This window comes from Paracoccus sp. MC1862 (genome assembly GCF_016617715.1).
Classification (GTDB): domain Bacteria; phylum Pseudomonadota; class Alphaproteobacteria; order Rhodobacterales; family Rhodobacteraceae; genus Paracoccus.
Genome location: NZ_CP067225.1, coordinates 2,035,868 through 2,057,093, shown reverse-complemented (window position 1 = coordinate 2,057,093; position 21,226 = coordinate 2,035,868). Strand labels below are relative to the sequence as shown.

At 67.4% G+C, this 21,226-nt stretch carries 17 protein-coding genes and 1 tRNA gene; 12 read left to right on the top strand and 6 right to left on the bottom strand.

The genetic code is table 11. From position 1 onward, the window contains the following. The first annotated feature begins 59 nt into the window (after positions 1–59). The 6 genes from JGR78_RS10150 (at position 60) to JGR78_RS10125 (ending at position 7,403) form a co-directional block, all read left to right on the top strand. On the top strand, positions 60–950 hold the full coding sequence (locus tag JGR78_RS10150) for a UTP--glucose-1-phosphate uridylyltransferase (RefSeq protein ID WP_182805031.1): 891 nt from the start codon (positions 60–62) through the stop codon (positions 948–950). Positions 951–953: 3 nt separating this feature from the next. Then, the gene (gene galE / locus JGR78_RS10145) at positions 954–1,955 is read left to right on the top strand and encodes a UDP-glucose 4-epimerase GalE (protein ID WP_182805033.1); all 1,002 of its coding nucleotides are present in this window, start codon (positions 954–956) and stop codon (positions 1,953–1,955) included. A 2-nt stretch (positions 1,956–1,957) separates the two neighbouring features. Next, entirely contained in the window at positions 1,958–3,010 is a 1,053-nt protein-coding gene (locus JGR78_RS10140; protein WP_234450713.1) for a glycosyltransferase family 2 protein, read from the top strand. Between the two features lie 167 nt (positions 3,011–3,177). Then, entirely contained in the window at positions 3,178–4,176 is a 999-nt protein-coding gene (locus tag JGR78_RS10135; RefSeq protein WP_182790712.1) for a glycosyltransferase family 2 protein, read from the top strand. After that, positions 4,173–5,954 (top strand): beta-1,6-N-acetylglucosaminyltransferase, encoded by a 1,782-nt coding sequence (locus JGR78_RS10130; protein ID WP_182805034.1) that lies wholly within the window; start codon positions 4,173–4,175, stop codon positions 5,952–5,954. The genes JGR78_RS10135 and JGR78_RS10130 overlap by 4 nt, the downstream gene beginning before the upstream one ends. Before the next feature lie 69 nt (positions 5,955–6,023). Beyond that, positions 6,024–7,403 carry a hypothetical protein gene (locus tag JGR78_RS10125; protein WP_182805036.1) on the top strand — a complete coding sequence of 460 codons (1,380 nt, stop codon included), beginning with the start codon at positions 6,024–6,026 and terminating at the stop codon, positions 7,401–7,403. Here the strand turns inward: JGR78_RS10125 and JGR78_RS10120 are convergent. The 6 genes from JGR78_RS10120 to JGR78_RS10095 all read right to left on the bottom strand — a co-directional run bounded on the left by JGR78_RS10120 (position 7,400) and on the right by JGR78_RS10095 (position 11,677). After that, entirely contained in the window at positions 7,400–8,314 is a 915-nt protein-coding gene (locus JGR78_RS10120) for a DMT family transporter (protein ID WP_256435004.1), read from the bottom strand. The two genes, JGR78_RS10125 and JGR78_RS10120, sit on opposite strands and share 4 nt — an antisense overlap. Continuing rightward, complete coding sequence (gene queG, locus JGR78_RS10115) at positions 8,311–9,333, bottom strand: tRNA epoxyqueuosine(34) reductase QueG (protein WP_370576540.1); 1,023 nt, start codon at positions 9,331–9,333, stop codon at positions 8,311–8,313. Before queG ends, JGR78_RS10120 begins: the two co-directional genes overlap by 4 nt. Positions 9,334–9,382: 49 nt before the next feature. Continuing rightward, positions 9,383–10,063, bottom strand: coding sequence for a glutathione S-transferase family protein (locus JGR78_RS10110; protein ID WP_182805040.1), 681 nt, complete (start codon positions 10,061–10,063; stop codon positions 9,383–9,385). Between the two features lie 88 nt (positions 10,064–10,151). After that, a complete protein-coding gene (locus tag JGR78_RS10105) occupies positions 10,152–10,886 on the bottom strand; it encodes a biosynthetic peptidoglycan transglycosylase (RefSeq protein ID WP_370576539.1) in 735 nt (244 codons plus the stop codon). A 59-nt stretch (positions 10,887–10,945) separates the two neighbouring features. After that, complete coding sequence (locus tag JGR78_RS10100) at positions 10,946–11,479, bottom strand: DUF1269 domain-containing protein (protein WP_182805043.1); 534 nt, start codon at positions 11,477–11,479, stop codon at positions 10,946–10,948. Positions 11,480–11,592: 113 nt separating this feature from the next. Then, a tRNA-Leu gene (locus tag JGR78_RS10095) sits at positions 11,593–11,677 on the bottom strand. A 178-nt stretch (positions 11,678–11,855) separates the two neighbouring features. Between JGR78_RS10095 and JGR78_RS10090 the strand changes: the two genes are divergently transcribed. The 6 genes from JGR78_RS10090 (at position 11,856) to gltB (ending at position 21,080) form a co-directional block, all read left to right on the top strand. Then, the gene (locus JGR78_RS10090; protein WP_182790707.1) at positions 11,856–12,842 is read left to right on the top strand and encodes a complex I NDUFA9 subunit family protein; all 987 of its coding nucleotides are present in this window, start codon (positions 11,856–11,858) and stop codon (positions 12,840–12,842) included. Continuing rightward, positions 12,842–13,645, top strand: a complete 804-nt coding sequence (locus JGR78_RS10085) for an undecaprenyl-diphosphate phosphatase (protein ID WP_370576332.1) — start codon at positions 12,842–12,844, stop codon at positions 13,643–13,645. Before JGR78_RS10090 ends, JGR78_RS10085 begins: the two co-directional genes overlap by 1 nt. A gap of 145 nt (positions 13,646–13,790) precedes the next feature. Next, positions 13,791–15,365 carry an NAD(P)-dependent oxidoreductase gene (locus JGR78_RS10080; RefSeq protein WP_182805045.1) on the top strand — a complete coding sequence of 525 codons (1,575 nt, stop codon included), beginning with the start codon at positions 13,791–13,793 and terminating at the stop codon, positions 15,363–15,365. Positions 15,366–15,445: 80 nt separating this feature from the next. Next, positions 15,446–16,135: a hypothetical protein gene (locus tag JGR78_RS10075; RefSeq protein ID WP_182805080.1), complete on the top strand. Its 690-nt coding sequence runs from the start codon at positions 15,446–15,448 to the stop codon at positions 16,133–16,135. Positions 16,136–16,161: 26 nt separating this feature from the next. Next, positions 16,162–16,545, top strand: coding sequence for a GFA family protein (locus JGR78_RS10070; RefSeq protein WP_234450711.1), 384 nt, complete (start codon positions 16,162–16,164; stop codon positions 16,543–16,545). After that, complete coding sequence (gltB, locus tag JGR78_RS10065) at positions 16,542–21,080, top strand: glutamate synthase large subunit (protein WP_182805049.1); 4,539 nt, start codon at positions 16,542–16,544, stop codon at positions 21,078–21,080. Before JGR78_RS10070 ends, gltB begins: the two co-directional genes overlap by 4 nt. Positions 21,081–21,226: the final 146 nt, after the last annotated feature.

Sequence of the window (21,226 nt, the reverse complement as noted above, 5' to 3'; positions counted from 1 at the left end):
CGCAGTGCGGCGGGCGTAGGATAAGCTGGCACGCAGGATTGACAGATCTGGAGTCCAAGATGAATCGCAAGGTCACGAAGGCCATCTTCCCGGTGGCGGGTCTGGGCACGCGCTTCCTGCCTGCCACCAAGTCGATCCCGAAAGAGATCATGACGCTGGTCGACCGCCCCCTGATCCAATACGCCATCGACGAGGCCCGAGCGGCCGGAATCAAGGAATTCATCTTCGTCACCTCGCGCGGCAAGGGGGCGCTGGAAGATTACTTCGACCACGCGCATGAACTGGAAAACACGCTGCGCAAGGCCGGCAAGGACGAGCTGCTGGAGGTGCTGCGCCAGACCAACATGGAATCGGGCGCCATCGCCTATATCCGCCAGCACAAGGCCATGGGCCTCGGCCATGCCGTCTGGTGCGCCCGCCGCCTGATCCACGATGAACCCTTTGCCGTGGTGCTGACCGACGACGTGGTGATGGGCGAGCCGCCCTGCCTGCAGCAGATGATCGAGGCCCATGCCGAAACCGGCGGCAGCATGGTCGCGACCATGGAAGTGCCGCTGGAAAAGACCAAGTCCTACGGCGTCCTTGACGTGGCCGAGGACATGGGCGCCATCGTCCGCGCCCGCGGCATGGTGGAAAAGCCCAAGGACAACCCGCCCTCGAACCTCGCCGTGATCGGCCGCTACATCCTCGCGCCGACGGTGATGGAGAATCTCAACAAGCTCAAGCAGGGCGCGGGCGGCGAGATCCAGTTGACCGACGCCATCGCCGACGAGATCGAGGAAGGCCGCGACGTCTTCGGCCTGCGCTTCCGCGGGCAGCGTTACGACTGCGGGTCCAAGGCGGGCTTCCTGCAGGCAACAGTGGCCTTCGGCCTTGCGCGCGACGAGCTGAAGGACGAATTCGCCGACTATCTTCACGAAGTCATGGCGATGCGGAAGGCCGCGGAATAACCGATGGCCGGCAAGGTTCTCGTGACCGGCGGCGCCGGCTATATCGGCTCGCACGCCTGCAAGGCGCTGGCGGCAGCCGGTTTTCTGCCCGTCACCTATGACAACCTTTGCACCGGCTGGCGCGAGGCGGTGAAGTTCGGCCCCTTCGAGGAAGGCGACCTGATGGACCGCGCCCGGCTGGATCAGGTCTTCGCCACCCACAAGCCCGTGGCCGTCATGCATTTCGCCGCCCTCAGCCAGGTAGGCGAGGCGATGCGCGAGCCGGGCAAGTACTGGCGCGGCAATGTCTGCGCCTCGCTGAACCTGATCGAGGCCACGGTGGCGGCCGGTGTCCGCGACTTTGTCTTCAGCTCGACCTGCGCGACCTATGGCGACCAGGACGGCGTGGTGCTGGACGAGGACTCGGCGCAGGCGCCGCTGAATTCCTATGGCGCCTCCAAGCGCGCGATCGAGGACATGCTGCGCGACTTCGGCGATGCGCATGGGCTGCGGTCTGTCATCTTCCGCTATTTCAACGTCGCCGGCGCCGACCCCGACAGCGAGGTGGGCGAGTTCCACCAGCCGGAAACGCACCTGATCCCCCTGATTCTCGACGCCATTGACGGCAAGCGCGACGCGCTGACGATCCACGGCACCGACTATCCGACGCCGGACGGCACATGCATCCGCGACTATGTCCATGTCATGGATCTGGTCGATGCCCATGTGCTGGGGCTGACCTGGCTGCGAAGCGAAGGCAAGCTGCCGCAGGGCGGCACCGAGGTCTTCTGTCTCGGCACCGGCAACGGCTTCTCGGTGCGCGAGGTGCTGGACCAGTCACGCCATGTCACCAACCGCGCCGTGCCGATGGTCGAAGGGCCGCGCCGGGGCGGCGATGCGGTCAAGCTGGTGTCGGGCAGCGAAAAGGCGGGCCGGGTCCTCGGCTGGCAGCCGCATCGGTCCAACCTGCAGACGATGATCTCGGATGCCTGGCGCTGGCACCAGACCGGGCATTACGCCGGCTGATAGTGGCCGAGGCGCCGCCCGATCCGACCATCCGACAACGCCTTGCGCGTGACTGGAAGCGCCGCCGGCTGTTGTGGCGCGCCTTCCGCAGCCGCCATGATCTGGCCGCAGTGGGCAGGCCCGGAGGGCGGCTGGCTCGCGATGCGATCCTGGCCTTCGCGGTCGTGCGAAACGAGATGGAACGGCTGCCCCATTGGCTGGACCATCACCGCCGGGTCGGGGTGGACCGCTTCCTGATCGTGGACAACGGCAGCGACGACGGCAGCGCCGAGTTGCTGGCCGCCCAGCCCGACGTGGCCTTGTGGACGACGCAGGCCAGCTACCGCGGTGCCCGCTTCGGGCGCGACTGGACGAACTGGCTGCTCAACCGGCATGGCGCCGGGCGCTGGTGCCTGACGCTGGATGCAGACGAACTGTTCGTCTTTCCCTATTACGACCGCGCCACGCTGCATGACCTGGTGGCCGAACTGGACCGCCGCCGCGTCACTGCCTTGGGCGCCCTGATGGTCGAGCTTTACCCGAAAGGCCCCCTGCAGCCCGCGCAGCCGCTGGACGATGCGGCGGCCCTGGCGCGGATGGCATGGTTCGATGCGGGCAACTACCGCACGGCGATCCAGGCGCCGCTGGGAAACCGCTGGGTGCAGGGCGGGGTCCGCGACCGCGTCTTCTTCAAGGCCCGCCCGCAGCGTGCGCCGACTTTGAACAAGCTGCCGCTGATCCGCTGGCGGCGCGGGTTCGCTTATGTGAACTCGACCCACTCGGCGTTGCCCGCGCGCCTGAATGGGGCGTGGGACGGGCCGGGCGATCCCCGCCTGTCGGGGGCGCTGCTGCATACCAAGTTCCTGCCGTCGATCGTCGAAAAATCCCGGTCCGAACGTGCGCGCGGCCAGCATTTCAACGAGCCGGCGGCCTTTGACGATTATTATGCCGCGATCATCCGCAACCCGGACCTGTGGCTGTCCGCTTCGCGCCGGCTTGCGGGATGGGAAAGCCTGGTTCGCGCGAGGGTCATGTCCGCAGGCGGCTGGCAAGGCCCGCAAAGGGACGGATCGTGAAAGTTATCTGCAGTCTTTAGGGTGACGAGGGGAGCGCCTTTCCCTATGCTTGACCCAAGCCTGCGGCAACCGTGGCGTATAGGGTGCTGCCCCGGCGCGCGTGACAAGCCAGACCAACCAGTCTGATCCGGGGTTCCGGCGTGCGAAAAGCGTTCAAGCGTTTGCTGATGATGTCCCGGCTGCGGGTGCGGCGCCAGTATTATCTGGTGCGGGCTTTCCGGCGCGGACGGGCGCTTGCCAGTGTCAGCGACCGCACCGGTCAGATGGCGCGGGATCATATCCTTGCCTTTGTCACGCTGCGGAACGAACGCATCCGGTTGCCCTACTTCCTGGACTATTACCGCCGCATCGGAGTCGGACATTTCCTGATCGTGGACAATGCCAGCACCGACGGCAGCCGCGAATATCTTGCGGGCCAGCCCGATGTATCGCTGTGGACCACCACCGCCAGCTACAAGGCCGCGCGCTTCGGGATGGACTGGATCAACTGGCTGCTGCGCCGTCACGGTTCGGGGCACTGGTGCCTGACCGTCGATCCCGACGAGTTCCTGGTCTATCCCCATGCCAACACCCGTCCCCTGAAGGCGCTGACAGACTGGCTGGAAGCCTCGGGGCAGCGGTCGCTGTCGGCGATGCTGCTGGACATGTATCCCAAGGGCCCGGTCACGGCGCAGCCCTATCGCGAAGGTCAGGACCCGTTCGAGATCGCCTCGTGGTTCGATCCAGCCAACTATGCGATCCGCAAGAACGCGTTCTATCGCAACCTGTGGATTCAGGGCGGTCCTCGGGCGCGGGTGCTGTTCGGCGAGGACCCCGAGAATGCGCCCGCGCTGAACAAGATCCCGCTGGTCCGCTGGAAGCCGGGCTATGCTTATGTCAGTTCGACCCACATGCTGCTGCCGCGTTCGCTGAACCTCGTCTATGACGAGGATGGCGGAGAGATGGCCTCGGGCGCGCTGCTGCACGCCAAGTTCCTGTCCACCTTTGCCGACAAGTCCGCCGAAGAGATCGACCGCCGCCAGCATTATGCCGAAAGCCGCGAATACCACGCCTATCAGCAGGGATTGCAGCAGCAGACCGATTTCTGGTGCGAGCAGTCGCGCCCCTGGCAGGACTGGCGCCAGCTCGAGGATCTGGGCCTGATCTCGCGCGGGAACTGGGCATGAACGTGGCGCCGATCAGGCGGGCGCGCCCGGCAGGAGACGCATCCCCGGAAGCCGCGGTCTGCCTGGGTGTCGTCATGCTCTGCCACGAGAATCTGGCGCTTGCGGCGCGGATGGCGCGCATCTGGTCGAACGGCGGGGCGCGCGTGGTGATCCATGTCGATGCCAAGGCACCGGCTTCGGAGATGGCCGGACTGCGGCAGGCGCTGGAAGGCACGGGCGTGCTTTACGCGCCGCGCCGGTCCTGCACCTGGGGCACCTTCAGCCTTGTCGCGGCGACTCAGGACGCCGCCGCCATGCTGCTGGACGCCCACCCCGAGGTGAGCCACGTCTTTCTCGCCTCGGGCTCCTGCCTTCCGCTGCGTCCTGTCAGGGAACTGGGCCGGTTCCTCGCCGCCCATCCGCAGGCCGATTTCATCGAAAGCGTCAGCGTGCGTGATGTCGGCTGGACCATGGGGGGCTTGAACGAGGAACGCTTCACCCTGCATTTCCCGTTTTCCTTCCGCAGGCGCCGCAAGCTCTTTGACCGCTATGTCCGGCTGCAGCGCCGCTTGGGGATCGCGCGGCGGTTGCCGGACGGGATCAAGCCGCATGTCGGCTCGCAATGGTGGTGCCTGACGCGTCAAACCCTGTCGGCGATCCTGAACGATCCCCGGCGCGCAGAGTTCGACCGCTACTTCCGCCACGTCTGGATCCCCGATGAAAGTTATTTCCAGACGCTTATGCGCCGCCACTCGGTGCGCATCGAAAGCCGGTCGCTGACGCTGGCCAAGTTCGATGCGCAGGGCAAGCCCTATGTCTTCTACGACGACCATCTGGCGCTGCTTGCGACGTCCCACATCTTTGTCGCCCGCAAGATCTGGCCGGGCGCCAAGGCGCTTTACGATTCCTTCCCCCGCCGCACCGACCCCGACAGCGCCGAGGATGAACCCGACACCGAACGGATCGAGGCGCTTCTGGACCGCGCCGCCGCCCGGCGCCGCCTGGGGCGACCGGGGCTTTACATGCAGAGCCGCTTTCCCCGCAAGGACGCCGAGAACGGCAAGACCTCGCAACCTTATGTCGTGATCTACGGCGCGGGCGACATGTTCGACGGCTTTGCCGACCACGCCGCGACCGCGACCGGGCGGACGGTCCACGGCCATGTCCTTGCCCGCCACACGGTCGAGTTCGCCGGCGACGCCCCCATCGGGCCGGGGGCATTGCCCAGCCATGTCGGCCTGCGGAACCTCGACCCGCAGGGCTTTCTTGCCGCGCTGATCCGGTCGTCCGAGGACATGCCGGCGTTTCTTTATTCCCCCCGCGACCGCCAGCATCTGAACTGGTTCATGGCGACCGACCCGAACGCCCAGCTTCTGGTCGTGACCGGCGCCTGGATCGTGCCCCTGATCCATTCGGACATGCCCTTCGACAACGTCCGGCATATCGCCGCCAAGCTGCAGCGGGCCGAGGTGCGCTTTCTGGACATCCTCGATTCCGTCTGGGTCAAGGCGCGGGTGCGGCGCTGGTCGTTGGCTGAGGCGCTGGGCCAGCCGGACGAGTTGTGGTCCGAGATCTGCATGGCCCTGCGCCCCGAAGGGGGCGCGGACCAGAGCCAGGCGCCACCCATGCGCGACATGACGGGCGTGATGCGGCTGATCCGCGACCTGCGCAATGCCGGCCTTCGCCCGCGCAAGATGGGCGATCCCCGGATCCTGCGCGCGCTGACGCGGCAACCGTCTGCGGTAGGCGAGGACGCGATTTCCCCGGCCGAGTCAGGGCCGGTGCGCCGGGCCGTCTGACCGCGCAATGGTTGACGCGGCTCGCCTGTCGGTTGAGGTTGCGCCTGCCGTTGATGCAGGACCTTGCCGATGACCGCTTTCCGCAGTTTCGTGATCTTCGCCGGGATGCGGACCGGCTCGAACCTGCTGGAAGCCACGCTGAACGCCCATGATGTCGCCTGCTTCGGCGAGGCCTACAACCCGTATTTCATCGGCTGGCCCGACCAGCAGACGCTGTACGACATGACCCTCGCCGACCGCGAGGCCGACCCGCAGGCGTTGTGGCGGCACATGGTCAATGCCCGCAAGGTCAAGGGCTTCCGCTATTTCCACGACCACGATCCGCGGATGTTTCAGCCGCTGATGGACGACCCGACCTGCGCCAAGATCGTGCTGACGCGGAACCCCGTGGACAGTTGGGTTTCGACCCAACTCGCCTATGCCACCAACCAGTGGAAGCTGAACGAGACTGAGACGCCGATCCCCGCGCAGGTGGAGTTCGACGCGGGGTCGTTCCGCGAGAGCCTGGCCCAGACGCAGGGCTTTCTCGACCGCATCCAGCAGGCGCTGCAGATGCGCGGCCAGACCGCCTTCTGGCTGAATTACGACGACCTGCGCGACGCGGATGTGATGACCGGTCTTCTGCACTGGCTGGGCCGCACCGACCTGGACCGGGTCGAACCCGCGCAGGACCAGGTGCCCCAGAACCCGCGTCCCATGGCCGAGAAGGTCACGAACTTCGCCTCCATGCAGGCTGAACTGGTGGCGGCTGACCCCTTCCAGTTGCACCGCATCCCCGGCTTCGAGCCGCGCCGTGGTCCTGCCGTCCCCTCTTTCCTGACGGTCGAGACGGGCCGGGGCCTGCTGTTCATGCCGGTGCGCGGCGGCCCCTCGGGTCCGGTCGAAAGCTGGCTTTCCGCCCTCGGAGGGGTCGAGCGCGACCTGACCCAGAACGCCCTGCGGCAATGGAAGCGCGCCCATCCCGGCCACCGTGCCTTCACCGTCCTGCGCCATCCGCTGCCGCGGGCTTGGGATGCGTTCCACGCGATGATGGCCGCCCGCAACCCGGACCTGCGCGGCCTGCTGCGTCAGGTCCACCGCGTCCCCCTGCCGCCCGACGAGGATCTGCAGGCGCTGACCGAGGCCGAAAAGCTGCCGATCTTCGCGGTATTCCTCGACTTCCTGCGCCGCAACCTGAACGGCCAGACCGGTCTTGCGACCCATCCCGGCTGGGCCTCGCAGTCCGAGGTGCTGGCCGGTTTTTCCCGCTTCGGCGCCCCCGACCTGGTCGCACGCGAGGACCGCATGGCGGAAGACTTGGGCTTCCTCGCCCGTGCTGCCGGGATAGAGCGCGACGGTCCCGCGCCCGAGCCGCTGCCCGAGGTGCTGGACGACCCCGCGCTGCGCCGCGCCGCCAAGGCCGCCTATCTGCGCGACTATGTGGCTTTCGGCTTTCTCGACCGCCCCTAGCGCGGCGTCCCCGCCCGCTGGCCGCGGCGGATGCCCAGGTGCCGCTCGCGCAGGATGATCGCGACGCCCGCCGCGATGATGACCGCCGCGCCCGCCAGCATCCGCAGCGTGGTCGGCTCACCGAAGACGAACCAGCCCACGGCGATCGCCATCAGCATCGAGGCGTAGTCAAAGGGCGCCACCAGCGAGGCGTCGGCAAAGCGGTAGGAGGAGGTCAGCATGATCTGCGCCAGCCCGCCCACCAGCCCCGCCGCAACCAGCAGCCCCGTCGTGGCCGGATCGGGCACCACCCAGCCGAAGGGCAGCGTGACCAGCGACAGTACCGATGCGGTGACAAGGAACCAGAAGACCACGGCCGACGTCTGCTCGGTCGCAACCATCCGGCTGATGAAGATCTGCGCCAGCGCCCCGAAGGCCGCGCCGGTCAGCGTCAGCATCGCGCCGAGGCTCTGTTCCGCCGAGGCGCTGCCCATCCCCAGTGACAGCCGCTGCGACAGCACGATCAGCACGCCCGCAAAGCCCAGGGCGACCATGCTCAGCCGGAAGACGCCGACCCGTTCGTCCAGGAACATCGCTGCGAAGATCACCGTCATCAGCGGCATGGCATAGTTCAGCGCGGTCGCCTCGGGAAAGGGCAGCAGCCCGAGGCCGGCGAATCCGCAGCCCATCGAGATCGTGCCGATGATGCCGCGATAGGCGTGGGCCATCGGATTGGCGGTCCGCAGCCCGGTCGCAAGCTCGCCCTTCAGCGCCAGCCAGACCAGGATCACGGGGATGCCGAAGAAGGACCGGAAGAACACCTGCTCGCCCGTGGGGACAGCCGGCGCCGTGGCCTTGAGGATCGCGGCCATGACGGTGAACAGGAAAACGCTGCCCAGCTTCAGCAGGATGCCGGTCCTGGGGTTTTTCACGAAAGCCGCCCCACCGCCCAGCGCGCCGCATCCGCCACCGCCAGGTCGGGGTCGTCCACCAGTCCTTCGGCTACAGGCTTCAGCCGGGGCTGACCGCTGTTGCCGATGGCGTAAAGCGCGTTCCGCACCATCCGGTCGCGCCCGATCCGCTTGATCGGGCTGCCCGAGAACCGCGCCCGGAAACCCGCATCATCCAGCAACGCCAGCTCATCCAGCGCAGGCGCGCGATGCGGCCCGTGATAGCGCATCTCCTGCGCCTGAACCGCGAACTTGTTCCACGGACAGGCGGCGAGGCAGTCGTCGCAGCCATAGATGCGGTTGCCCAGCATTGGCCGCAGTTCGGGACCGACCGGCCCCTTGTGCTCGATGGTCAGGTAGGAAATGCAGCGCCGCGCATCCAGTTGGAAGGGCGCGGGGAAGGCGCCCGTGGGGCAGGCGTCCAGGCAGGCGCGGCAGGAGCCGCAATGCTCGGGTTCGGGCGGATCGGGCGGCAGGGGCAGGGTGGTGAAGATCGCGCCCAGGAAGAACCAGTTGCCCAGGTCCCGCGACAGCAGGTTGGTGTGCTTGCCCTGCCAGCCGAGGCCCGCAGCCTCTGCCAGCGGCTTCTCCATCACCGGGGCGGTATCCACGAAGACCTTGATCTCGCCGCCCCAGCGCTCGATCATCCAGCGGCCCAGCCGCTTCAGCCGCGCCTTGACGATGTCGTGGTAATCCTTGCCCTGCGCATAGACGCTGACCGCGCCCCGGTCCCGCTGCGCCAGATCCTCGCGCGGATCATGCGGCGGCGTATAAGCCTCGGCCAGCATGACAACCGACCGCGCCTCGGGCCACAGCGCATCGGGCGCGCCGCGCCAATGCATCCGTTCGGCCATCCAGCCCATCTGTCCGTGCCGCCCCTCGGCCACGAACTCGGCCAGCCGCCCCGCCGCCTGCGGGATCGCCCCCGGCACCGTCACGCGGGCGGCCGAAAACCCCTCGGCCAAAGCCCGCGCGACCAGTTCCTTCTTCTTCGCCCAAATATCCTGGGGGGAGCCGGCATCGCCGGCGGGGGGCAACGCCCCCCTGTCTTTAGAAGTCGAGCTGCGCATAATGCGGCGCCGGCGCCAGCCCCGAGATCTGGTCCGCCAGCACGCCGCGGAAGGCCGGGCGCGACTTCACGGTCGCATACCAGTCCTTCAGCGCCACCGAGCGGTCCCAGTCCACGTCCGAGATGTAGTCGAGGCAGGAGAGATGCGCGGCGGCGGTGAAGTCCGCCAGCGTCAGCATGTTCCCCGCCAGCCATTTGCGGTGTTCCAGCAGGTGGCCCAGATAGTCGATGTGGTCCTTGACCGCCCGCAGCCCCGATTTCACCAGCCGCGAATCCGGGTAGCCCGCGTTCATCACCTTCTTCCAGACCCGTTCCGACAGGATCGGCCGCGTGACCTCGGTGTTGAACTTGTCGTCGAACCAGGCGCAGAGGCGGCGGACCTCGTGCCGCTCGGCGGGCGTCATGGGCATCAGGGCCGGGTTCGGATAAGCCTCGTCCAGATACTCGACGATCGCCTGGCTTTCGGCCCAGAGCCGCCCGTCCAGCCGCAGCACCGGGATCTTGCCGGCGGGGTTGCGGCGGGCGATCTCGGACCCCGGCTCCCACCAGCGTTCCTCGACCAGTTCCACGTCGATGCGCTTTTCGCCCAGCACCAGCCGCACCTTGCGGCAGAAGGGCGACAGGGCAACATGGTAAAGACGCGGGGTCGAGTTCGTGTTCATTGCCGGGGAAAGGTCGTTCGCTTGGGGGAGGGACCGGCCGGTGATACGCCCCCCTGCCGGGGTATTCAACCGCGGTGCCGCCGCCCGCTCACTGCTGGAAGCAACCCGCCCGCCCGTCCCGCTGGATCGTGGCCGCCCCGTCGGCAATCGCGCGGGCGCGGGCCGAGCGGGTCTGCGCAGCCCGCGTCTTGGGCGCGGGCAGGACGGCGGCCAGCGCCGCGGCCTGACCGGCGCTCAGCTTGTCGGGGGTCGTCCCGAAATGATGGGCCGAGGCGGCATGGATGCCGAAAACGCCGGGACCGAATTCCGCCACGTTCAGATAGACTTCCAGGATGCGCCGCTTGCTCCAGATTGCCCCGATCATGGGGGTGTAGAGCGTTTCCAGCGCCTTGCGCGGCCAGCTTCGCCCTTGCCACAGAAAGACGTTCTTGGCCGTCTGCTGCGTCAGGGTCGAGGCCCCCCGGCTTTCCCCCCGCGCGATCACGCGGCGGATCTCGGCCATGTCGAAGCCCCAATGCAGGCAGAAATTCGCGTCCTCGGCCGCGACCACGGACCGCAGCATCACCGGCGCGATGTCACCGGCGCGGGTCCACTGGCGCGGCGCGATGGTGCCCTCGCGGATGATCGTCCAGGTGGTCGGCGGGTTCAGGAACCAGCCGAACAGCACCACCACCGCCAGCATCAGGACAAGGAACCGCAGCCCCAGCCAGCGCAGAGGCCGCAGGAGGCGCCGCCGTATCCGCCGCCGCCATGCCGCGCGGCGGCGAAGCGGTCGGGGCGGCGGGATTGCCATGACGTCTGTGAAGGGCTCCGGGCGGGACATGGCCCGTCGTCTCACGCAGGCTGCAGGGGCGTCAAGAAAGCCCGGCGCCCTGCGGCCGTTCAGTCGGTTACGGGCTGGCTCGGGGCGGTCAGCGCCTGCCCGCCGGTTCCGGCCAGCGTGTCGCGCAACCGCGCCTCGTCCGCGTCCGACAGCGAGGTCTGGATCACCTGCGCGCGTGCGCCGTATTTTTCCAGCCGCGGCAGCAGCTTGTCGATGTTGAAGTCGCGCGCGAGGATGAAGACCGCGCCGCCGCCCAGCGGCACGGTCTTGCCGATCTGGCGGATGAAGTCGTCGTTGATGCCGTAATCCGTGGCTTTGCCCGCCAAGGCCCCCGAGGCCGCGCCGATCGCCGCGCCCGCCAGCGGGTTCAGGAACAGAAGGCCGATCAGCCCGCCCCAGAAGGTTCCCGTCAGCGCCCCCGTCCCGGTCATGTTCAGGGCCTGATGCAGTTGATATTCGCCCTCGGTGGGGCGGGTGACGACAACGGCATCCTCAAGCTTCAGCAGGTATTCCTTCTGCGCCGCGCCGAGTTCCTGGCGAAGCGCAAAGGCATCCGCCTCGGACGCGAAGCCGATGACGATCAGTTGGGACATGGGGCCACCTTCAGGTTCAGGATTGCCCCGACAACGCGCCCGCGGCCTGAATGGTTCACGAAGCCTTGAAACGGAAAGCCCCCGCAGCTTGCGCTGCAGGGGCCTTGCGACGATGGTGCCCAGAAGAGGACTCGAACCTCCACGCCTTGCGGCACACGGACCTGAACCGTGCGCGTCTACCAATTCCGCCACCTGGGCCGGTGTCGTGAGGCGGGGATGTAGAGCCAGCCGCAGGGGCTGTCAACGGCCCTTCTTCGGAAAAAACGGCCGTCCTTCCGAAAGCGCGGTTCCTGCCTGCGCTTGATGCCGGGGGACCGGTTCGCTATCAGGCTTGCAAGGCGCGAAAGCGGCACCCGGCTGCTGAAAGGGGCGAGACATGGCAAGGCTGGTCACGATCTATGGCGGCTCGGGGTTCGTCGGGCGGCAGATTGCCCGCGTCATGGCGGCCGAGGGCTGGCGCGTCCGCGTCGCCGTCCGCCGCCCGCATCTGGCGGGCGTGGTGCGGATGTATGGCCATGTGGGCCAGGTCCAGCCGGTCTTCTGCAACGTCCGCGACGACCTGTCGGTGCAGGCGGCGATGACGGATGCGGATGCCGTCATCAACTGCGTCGGCATCCTCGTGGGCCAGCGGCGCAACACCTTCGAGGCCATCCACCACGAGGCCGCCGGCCGCATCGCCCGCATCTCGGCCGAGCTTGGCGTCGAGCGGCTGGTCCACCTGTCGGCCATCGGCGCCGATCCCGATTCGGACAGCCGCTATGCCGCGACCAAGGGCAAGGGCGAGCAGGCGATCCTGCAGCACCGTCCCGACGCGGTGATCCTGCGCCCTTCGGTGATCTTCGGGCCGGACGACAAGTTCTTCAACAAGCTGGGGGGCATGATGCGGCTGGGACCGGTCGTGCCGCTGCCCGGCGCCAATGCGGAACTGCAGCCCGTCTTCGTCGATGACGTGGCCCATGCCGCGATGATGGGCGCGACGGGCGAGGCCGAACCCGGCATCTACGAACTCGGCGGCCCCGACGTGATGACCATGCGCGAGATCGCGCGGCTGGTCGCCCTTGTCACCAGCCGCCGGCGCTGGATCATGGGGCTGCCGGGCTGGATGGCAGGCCTGATCGGCGTCTCCTTCGACGCGCTGCAGACGGTCAGCGGCGGGCTGGTGATGAACCGCGTGATCACCCGCGACCAGGCACGGCAGTTGCGACGCCCGAACCGGGTGGGGCAGGGGGTCAGGACCTTCGCCGACCTCGGCATCCAGCCCGCGGCCGCCGCGGCGGTGGTGCCCGAATACCTGTGGCGCTTCCGGCCCTCGGGGCAATACACCGCCATCAAGGACTCGGCGAAGAACCTGCGCCCCGATTGATGGAAAGTGATACGATCGTTGCGGCGTTCCTCGGGCTGCTTGAGGGACTGACCGAGTTCATTCCGGTTTCATCGACCGGGCACCTGCTGCTGGCCGGGCATTTCCTCGGCTTCGACAGCCCCGGCCGCGCCTTCGAGGTGCTGATCCAGCTTGGCGCGATCCTTGCCATCCTGGGCGTCTATGCAGGGCGGCTGTGGCGCATCTTCTCGGAGGCGCCGCACGATCCCCGGGCGCGGCGGTTCATCGGGGCGGTGCTGCTGGCCTTCCTGCCGGCGGCGGTGATCGGCGCGATGGCGCATGGGATCATCAAGACGGTGCTGTTCGAGACGCCCGTGCTGATCGCCGTCATGCTGATCTTGGGCGGCATCGTGCTGCTGTATGTGGACCGGCTGGCGATCCGAACCCGCTATGCCGAGGCCGAGGATATCCCGCTGGGCGTCGCCTTCCGCATCGGTCTTATCCAGTGCCTAGCCATGGTGCCCGGCGTGTCGCGTTCCGGCGCGACCATCGTGGGGGCGCTGACTATGGGGGTCGGCAAGCGGGCGGCGGCCGAGTTCAGCTTCTTCCTGTCGATGCCGACGATGGTCGGGGCCTTCACCTATGACCTTTATCGCAGCCATGCGGTGCTGGACGCGGCGGCGCTGACGAATGTGGCGGTGGGCTTTGTCTGCGCCTTCGTGGCGGCTGTCTTCGTGGTCAAGTGGCTGCTGAGCTATGTCTCACGCAGGGGATACGGGCTGTTCGCTTGGTGGCGCATCATCGTCGGAACTGCTGCGTTGCTGGGGCTTATAGTGGTTGGGTAATAAAAGCTGACCTATCTACAGTAGAAAATCTGCTGAATTTTCAATTCTCGTGCTGGAAAATCAAAGATAGGTAAGCATTGCTGACTTTTTGAGTGATCCTGTCTGTTTTACAGCTTTCTCCGGTTAATGGGAGAAGGCGCAGCGGATGGCGACGCAGGTGATGCTCAAGTTCGTGACCCTGGGTCGCGAGATGCCCGAGAAACGCGCGGCGGACGAACGCAGCGGCGATTTCCACGAGATCTACCGCGAGTTCGCGGATGCCAAGGCGCGTGAGCAGGCGAGCCGCTGTTCCCAATGCGGGGTCCCTTATTGCCAGTCACATTGCCCCCTTCATAACAACATTCCCGACTGGTTGCGCCTGATGGCCGAGGGGCGCACACAGGAGGCCTATCTGCGCGCGCAGGAGACCAACAGCTTTCCCGAGATCTGCGGCCGCATCTGCCCGCAGGACCGGCTCTGCGAGGGGAACTGCGTCATCGAGCAGTCGGGCCACGGCACCGTCACCATCGGCGCGATCGAGAAATACATCACCGACACCGCGTGGGAGGAAGGCTGGGTCGAGCCCATCCGCCCGATGGTCGAGCGCGCCGAAAGCGTGGGCATCATCGGCGCGGGACCGGGCGGGCTGGCGGCTGCGGAACGGCTGCGGCAGCAGGGCTTTCAGGTCACGGTCTATGACCGCCACGACCGCGCGGGCGGTCTGATGATCTATGGCATTCCCGGCTTCAAGCTGGAAAAGCCCGTGGTCGAGCGCCGCAACCAGTGGCTTGAGGAAGGCGGCGTCGAATTCGTGCTGAACGCCGAGGTGGGCCGGACGATCAGCTTCGACGCGATCCGGGGCAAGCACGACGCGGTGATCATCGCCACCGGCGTCTACAAGACCCGCGATCTGGAGATCGACAATGCGCCGGAACGGGGCGTGGTGGCGGCGCTGGACTACCTGACGGCCTCGAACCGGGTGGACTTGGGCGACGAGGTGCCGGATTTCGCCGATGGCGAGCTGGACGCCTTTGGCAAGCGCGTCATCGTCATCGGCGGCGGCGATACGGCGATGGACTGCGTGCGGACGGCGATCCGGCAGGGGGCGGTCAGCGTCAAGTGCCTTTACCGCCGCGACCGGGCCAACATGCCCGGCAGCCAGCGCGAGGTGCAGAATGCCGAGGAGGAAGGCGTTGAATTCGTCTGGCTTTCCGCCCCTGCCGCTTTTGCCGGCCATGTCGCCGGTGTCGCCTCGACCGCCAGCGAGGCGCTGGTGGCGAATGCCGGCGGCGACGTGGACGGCGACGGGATCGGCGACAATCCCAAGCTCTCTCCGCTGCATCTGGTCACGGAAACCGACATCTCGACCGGGCCTGCCGGTGTCACCGGCCTGCGCGTGGCGCGGATGCGGCTGGGGGCGCCGGATGCCACCGGCCGCCAGTCGCCTGAAGTGATCGATGGCGGCGATTACGACGAGCCGGCCGACCTTGTCATCAAGGCGCTGGGCTTCGAGCCCGAGGACATCCCCCGCCTTTGGGACGTCTCCGGCCTTGAAGTCACGCGCTGGGGCACGATCCGCGCCGATTACCGGACCCATCGCACCTCTCTGCCCGGCGTCTGGGCGGTGGGGGACATCGTGCGGGGCGCCAGCCTTGTCGTCTGGGCGATCCGCGACGGGCGCGAGGCGGCCGACGCCATTGCCGCCGAACTGATCACTGAGGCCCGGGTTGCAGCGGAGTGAATGTCATGCACAAACCATGCACGGATGATGCACAGGCGATGCATATAGCAGGTGCGGCAAAGGCCGCCGCGTTGCGGCGCATGGGTCAGCGTCTCTGCCTTGTTCTGGTCTTGGGCGCCTCGCCCGCTCTTGCCGCTGAATGGACCCCGCCGCAGGGCTGCCGGCTTGACCTGACCGTGCAGCAGCGGTCCTGCACCGTGGCCCAGCACTACCGCTGCGAGGGTGATGCGCCGGGCGACCAGTGGGTGGCCTATTTCACCGACGAGGGCCTGGTCAGCCAGTCCCGCATCGACGCCGAGACGCGCTGGATGGAAAGCACCGATCTTGTCAGCGGCATCACCGACCGTCTGGACCCGGATGCCCGCGACCACGCCAGCCTGTCCACCCTGCTGCAGACCGGCAGCGACGATTTCGATTTCTGGACCCGGTCGGACAGCGGCGAGCGGCTGCGCCACATCGGTCGCGACGACCTGACCGGCACGGTCGAGATCGACGGCGAGACGCTGGACACCACGCGGTTCAACCTGCGGACATTCGCCGAGTCGGGAGAGCTTCTGATCGAGCGCAACGGCTCGCAATTCGTCAGCCGCGATCTGGGGCGCTTCTTCGGCGGTGCCGAGACCTCGACCGACTGGACCGGAGAGGCGCAGGAGACGAACGATTCGCCCGTCCGCTTCATCCGGCGGGGCGAGGCGGGCTTCGGGGGAACGACGCCCGACTATGACTGCAACATGCAGATGGTCGGGCTGCCCGCCGGGGGCGGCGCATGATCGAGGGGCGGTGCCTGTGTGGGGCGGTGAGGATCACCGCCGCCCGCTTCAACGGCGAGGTCAGCGTCTGCCATTGCGCCATGTGCCGCCGCTGGGGCGGGGGGATCATGGCCGGGTTCGTGGCGCCTGCCGATGCGGTGACGGTGAGCGGAGAGGTGGGGCGTTACGCCTCGTCGGATTTCTCGGAACGCGCCTTCTGCCCGCGCTGCGGATCGAGCCTGTGGATGCGCGACCATGGCGGTGACTACGAACTGTCGCCGGGGCTTTTCGACGGAGCCGCCGATTTCCCGCTGGTGCGCGAGGTTTATGCGGATCAGGCGCATCGCTTTGCCGGTTTCTCGGGCGACCATCCGCGGATCACGCGGGCCGAATATGAACAAACACATCCCCATGTGGAGGGAGACGCATGACCGACGCTTGGCAAGCCAAGGAAGAAGCCCGCCGCGCGTGGATGGCGGAGAACTCGCTGTATCGCGCCGAGGATGAGCATTCCTCCTGCGGGGTGGGGCTGGTCGTCAGCATCGATGGCACCCCCTCGCGCCGCGTGGTGGAACATGGCATCGACGCGCTGAAGGCGGTCTGGCACCGGGGGGCGGTCGATGCCGACGGCAAGACCGGCGACGGCGCGGGCATCCATGTGCAGATCCCGGTGCCCTTCTTCCACGACCAGGTGCGCAGCACCGGGCACGAGCCGGACGCGTCGAAGATGATCGCCGTGGGGCAGGTGTTCCTGCCGCGCACGGATTTCGGGGCGCAGGAACGCTGCCGGACCATCGTGGAAACCGAGGTCCTGCGGATGGGCCACTATATCTACGGCTGGCGGCACGTGCCGGTGAACACGGCGGTGCTGGGGGAAAAGGCCAACGCGACGCGCCCCGAGATCGAGCAGATCCTGATCCGCTGCGAGAAGGACATCGACGAGGAAGCCTTCGAGCGCGAGCTTTACATCATCCGCCGCCGGATCGAGCGCGCGGCGGTCGCCGCCCAGATCGCGGGGATGTATATCTGCACGCTGTCCTGCCGCTCGATCATCTACAAGGGGATGATGCTGGCCGAGCAGGTCGCCGTCTTCTACCCCGACCTGCAGGACGAGCGGTTCGAGAGCGCCTTCGCCATCTACCACCAGCGCTATTCCACCAACACCTTCCCGCAGTGGTGGCTGGCGCAGCCGTTCAGGATGCTCGCGCATAACGGCGAGATCAACACGCTGAAAGGCAACCTCAACTGGCTGAAAAGCCACGAGATCAGGATGGCGTCCTCCACCTTCGGGGAGATGGCCGAGGACATCAAGCCAATCGTGCCGGGCGGCTCCAGCGACTCGGCGGCGCTGGATGCGGTGTTCGAGGTGATGGTGCGGTCCGGGCGCTCGGCGCCCATGGTCAAGACGATCATGGTGCCCGAGGCGTGGAGCAAGGCCACGACCGACCTGCCGAAGCCTTGGGCGGACATGTATGCCTATTGCAATTCCATCATGGAGCCTTGGGACGGGCCTGCGGCGCTGGCCATGACGGACGGGCGCTGGGTCTGCGGAGGTCTGGACCGCAACGGGCTGCGGCCGATGCGCTATGTGGTGACGGGCGACAACCTGCTGATCGCGGGGTCCGAGGTCGGCATGGTGCCGGTGGACGAATCCTCGGTGCGCGAAAAGGGCGCGCTGGGGCCGGGGCAGATGATCGCCGTCGATATTCAGGACGGGCGGCTGTATCACGATGTCGAGCTGAAGGATAAGCTCGCGGCCAGCCAGCCCTTCGGCGACTGGGTCGAGAAGGTCGTGGCCCCCGGCACGATGCTGGAGAACCTGCCCGAGCCGGTGACCTACACCGACGAGGACCTGCGCCGCCGCCAGATCGCCGCGGGCTACACCGTCGAGGAGATCGAGGCGGTGCTGGCGCCGATGGCCGAGGACGGGAAAGAGGCGCTGGCAAGCATGGGCGACGACACGCCGCCTGCGGTGCTTTCGGCGCAATACCGGCCGCTGAGCCATTTCTTCCGGCAGAACTTCAGCCAAGTGACAAACCCGCCGATTGACTCCCTGCGCGAAAGCCGGGTGATGAGCCTCAAGACGCGGTTCGGCAACCTCAAGAACGTGCTGGACGAGTCCTCCAGGCATACCGAGATCACCCTGCTGGAGACGCCCTTCCTTGCGAATGGCGAACTGGCCGAGGTCGTGCGGATGTTCGGCGATGCCGTGACCTGGATCGACTGCACCTTCGCCGATGGCGCGGGACCGAATGCGATGGCCGAGGCGCTGGCACGCATCCGCGCCGAGGCCGAGGATGCCGTGCGCTCGGGCGCAGGCCAGTTGGTGCTGACGGACGAGCATCAGGGCGAGGCGCGGATCGGGCTGCCGATGATCCTCGCGACCTCGGCGGTGCATAGCTGGCTGACGCGCAAGGGGCTGCGGACCTTCTGCTCGCTGAACGTGCGGTCGGCCGAGTGCATCGATCCGCATTACGTCGCGGTGCTGATCGGCTGCGGGGCGACCACGGTGAACCCCTATCTGGCGCAGGACACCATCGCCGAGCGGATCGAGCGGGGCTTGCTCAAGGGCGACCTGATCCAGATCATGCGCAACTACCGCGACGCCATCGACGCGGGCCTGCTGAAGATCATGGCGAAGATGGGAATCTCGGTCCTGTCGTCCTATCGAGGCGGGCTGAACTTCGAGGCCGTGGGGCTGTCGCGCGCGATGGTCGCGGAATACTTCCCCGGGATGCAGAGCCGGATTTCGGGCATCGGCCTGCACGGGCTTCAGGCCAAGCTGGAGGAGATCCACCACAAGGGCTGGCACACGCCCACGGCTGATCTTCTGCCAGTCGGCGGCTTCTACAAGGCGCGGCGCTCGGGCGAGAAGCACGCCTGGGAGGCCAGCACCATGCGGCTGCTGCAACTGGCCTGCGAGAAGGCCTCCTATGAAATCTGGAAGCAGTTTTCCGGCGCGATGCGGGCGAATCCGCCGATCCACCTGCGCGACCTTCTGGACATCAAGCCGCTGGGCAAGCCGGTGCCGATCGAGGAGGTGGAGTCGATCACATCGATCCGCAAGCGTTTCGTGACGCCGGGGATGAGCCTAGGGGCGCTGTCGCCCGAGGCGCATATGACGCTGAACATCGCCATGAACCGGATCGGGGCCAAGTCCGATTCGGGTGAGGGCGGCGAGGACCCGGCCCACAGCGCCCCCCTGCCGAACGGCGACAACCCCTGTGCCAAGATCAAGCAGGTGGCCTCGGGGCGCTTCGGCGTGACCGCCGAATACCTGAATGCCTGCGAGGAGCTGGAGATCAAGGTCGCGCAGGGGGCCAAGCCCGGCGAGGGCGGGCAGTTGCCGGGGATGAAGGTGACGAGCCTGATCGCGCGGCTGCGGCATTCGACGCCGGGGGTGACGCTGATCTCGCCGCCGCCGCACCACGACATCTATTCGATCGAGGACCTGGCGCAGCTGATCTATGATCTCAAGCAGATCAACCCGCGGGCGAAGATCACGGTCAAGCTGGTCGCGGGCGGCGGCGTCGGCACCATCGCGGCGGGCGTCGCCAAGGCCAAGGCCGATGTCATCCTGATCTCGGGCCATAACGGCGGCACCGGGGCCTCGCCGGCCACGTCGATCAAGTTCGCGGGCCTGCCGTGGGAGATGGGGCTGACCGAGGCGCACCAGGTTCTCGCCATGAACCGGCTGCGCGACCGGGTGACGCTGCGGACGGATGGCGGGCTGCGGACGGGGCGCGACGTGGTGATGGCGGCGATGATGGGGGCCGAGGAATACGGCATCGGCACCGCCGCCCTGATCGCCATGGGCTGCATCATGGTGCGTCAGTGCCAGTCGAACACCTGCCCGGTGGGGGTCTGCACGCAGGACGAACGGCTGCGGGCGATGTTCACCGGCTCGGCCGACAAGGTCGTGAACCTCATCACCTTCTACGCGCAGGAGGTGCGGGAGATCCTTGCGTCCATCGGCGCGCGGTCCCTGGACGAGGTGATCGGGCGGGCGGACCTGCTGACGCAGGTGTCGCGCGGCTCGGCCAGCCTCGATGACCTCGACCTGAACCCGCTGCTGATCACCGTCGATGGGTCGGAGAAGATCGTCTATGACCGGTCCAAGCCCCGCAACGCGGTGATGGACACGCTGGACGCCGAGATCGCTCGCGACGCCGCCCGCTTCTTCGAGGATGGCGAGAAGATGCAGCTGTCCTATGCGGTGCGGAACACCCAGCGGACGGTGGGGACGCGGACATCCTCGCTGATCGTGCAGCGGTACGGGATGCGGAACAGCCTGCAGCCGGACCACCTGACGGTGCGGCTGACGGGTTCGGCCGGGCAGTCGCTGGGGGCCTTTGCCGCGCCGGGGCTGAAGATCGAGGTCTCGGGCGATGCCAACGACTATGTCGGCAAAGGGCTGTCCGGGGGGATCATTGTTGTGAAGCCCGCGATGGGCAGCCCGCTGGTCGCCGCCGACAACGTCATCATCGGCAACACCGTGCTGTATGGCGCGACCGACGGCTGGCTGTTCGCCGCCGGGCGGGCAGGGGAGCGGTTCGCGGTGCGGAACTCGGGCGCGAAGGTGGTGATCGAGGGCTGCGGGACCAACGGCTGCGAATACATGACCGGCGGGGTGGCGGTGATCCTTGGCTCCATCGGCGCGAACTTCGGCGCGGGGATGACCGGGGGGATGGCCTATCTGTACGACCCTCGGCGCGTGGCAGAACGCTACATCAACGCCGAGACGCTGGTGACCTGTCCGGTGACGGTGGCGCATTGGGAAGCCGAACTGCGCGGGCTGATCGAGCGCCACGGCGCCGAGACAGGAAGCAGGCGGGCGGCCGACATCCTGGCCGACTGGGAGCGCGAGCGGGCGCACTTCCTGCAACTCTGCCCGCGCGAGATGCTGCCGCATCTCAAGCACCCGCTGGCCGGGACGGGGGAGCTTGCGGCGATTCCCGCCGAATGAGGGGAGGTGCCGGACCGGGGCGCTGCCCCCCGCTCGGGCCTGCCGACCCCAGCCTCGCTGGACAGGTTCCAGCGGACCATCCGGCGGGAAAACAGCCGTTATGGTTGTTTTCTGATACGCCTCCTGTTCCGGGCGCTCGGCAGTCC

Coding starts and splice junctions, on each gene's coding strand:
- JGR78_RS10150 (WP_182805031.1), top strand. CDS start 60: ATGAATCGCAAGGTCACGAAGGCCATCTTCCCGGTGGCGGGTCTGGGC.
- galE (WP_182805033.1), top strand. CDS start 954: ATGGCCGGCAAGGTTCTCGTGACCGGCGGCGCCGGCTATATCGGCTCG.
- JGR78_RS10135 (WP_182790712.1), top strand. CDS start 3,178: ATGATGTCCCGGCTGCGGGTGCGGCGCCAGTATTATCTGGTGCGGGCT.
- JGR78_RS10130 (WP_182805034.1), top strand. CDS start 4,173: ATGAACGTGGCGCCGATCAGGCGGGCGCGCCCGGCAGGAGACGCATCC.
- JGR78_RS10125 (WP_182805036.1), top strand. CDS start 6,024: ATGACCGCTTTCCGCAGTTTCGTGATCTTCGCCGGGATGCGGACCGGC.
- JGR78_RS10110 (WP_182805040.1), bottom strand. CDS start 10,063: ATGAACACGAACTCGACCCCGCGTCTTTACCATGTTGCCCTGTCGCCC.
- JGR78_RS10105 (WP_370576539.1), bottom strand. CDS start 10,886: ATGTCCCGCCCGGAGCCCTTCACAGACGTCATGGCAATCCCGCCGCCC.
- JGR78_RS10100 (WP_182805043.1), bottom strand. CDS start 11,479: ATGTCCCAACTGATCGTCATCGGCTTCGCGTCCGAGGCGGATGCCTTT.
- JGR78_RS10090 (WP_182790707.1), top strand. CDS start 11,856: ATGGCAAGGCTGGTCACGATCTATGGCGGCTCGGGGTTCGTCGGGCGG.
- JGR78_RS10085 (WP_370576332.1), top strand. CDS start 12,842: ATGGAAAGTGATACGATCGTTGCGGCGTTCCTCGGGCTGCTTGAGGGA.
- JGR78_RS10080 (WP_182805045.1), top strand. CDS start 13,791: ATGGCGACGCAGGTGATGCTCAAGTTCGTGACCCTGGGTCGCGAGATG.
- JGR78_RS10075 (WP_182805080.1), top strand. CDS start 15,446: ATGGGTCAGCGTCTCTGCCTTGTTCTGGTCTTGGGCGCCTCGCCCGCT.
- gltB (WP_182805049.1), top strand. CDS start 16,542: ATGACCGACGCTTGGCAAGCCAAGGAAGAAGCCCGCCGCGCGTGGATG.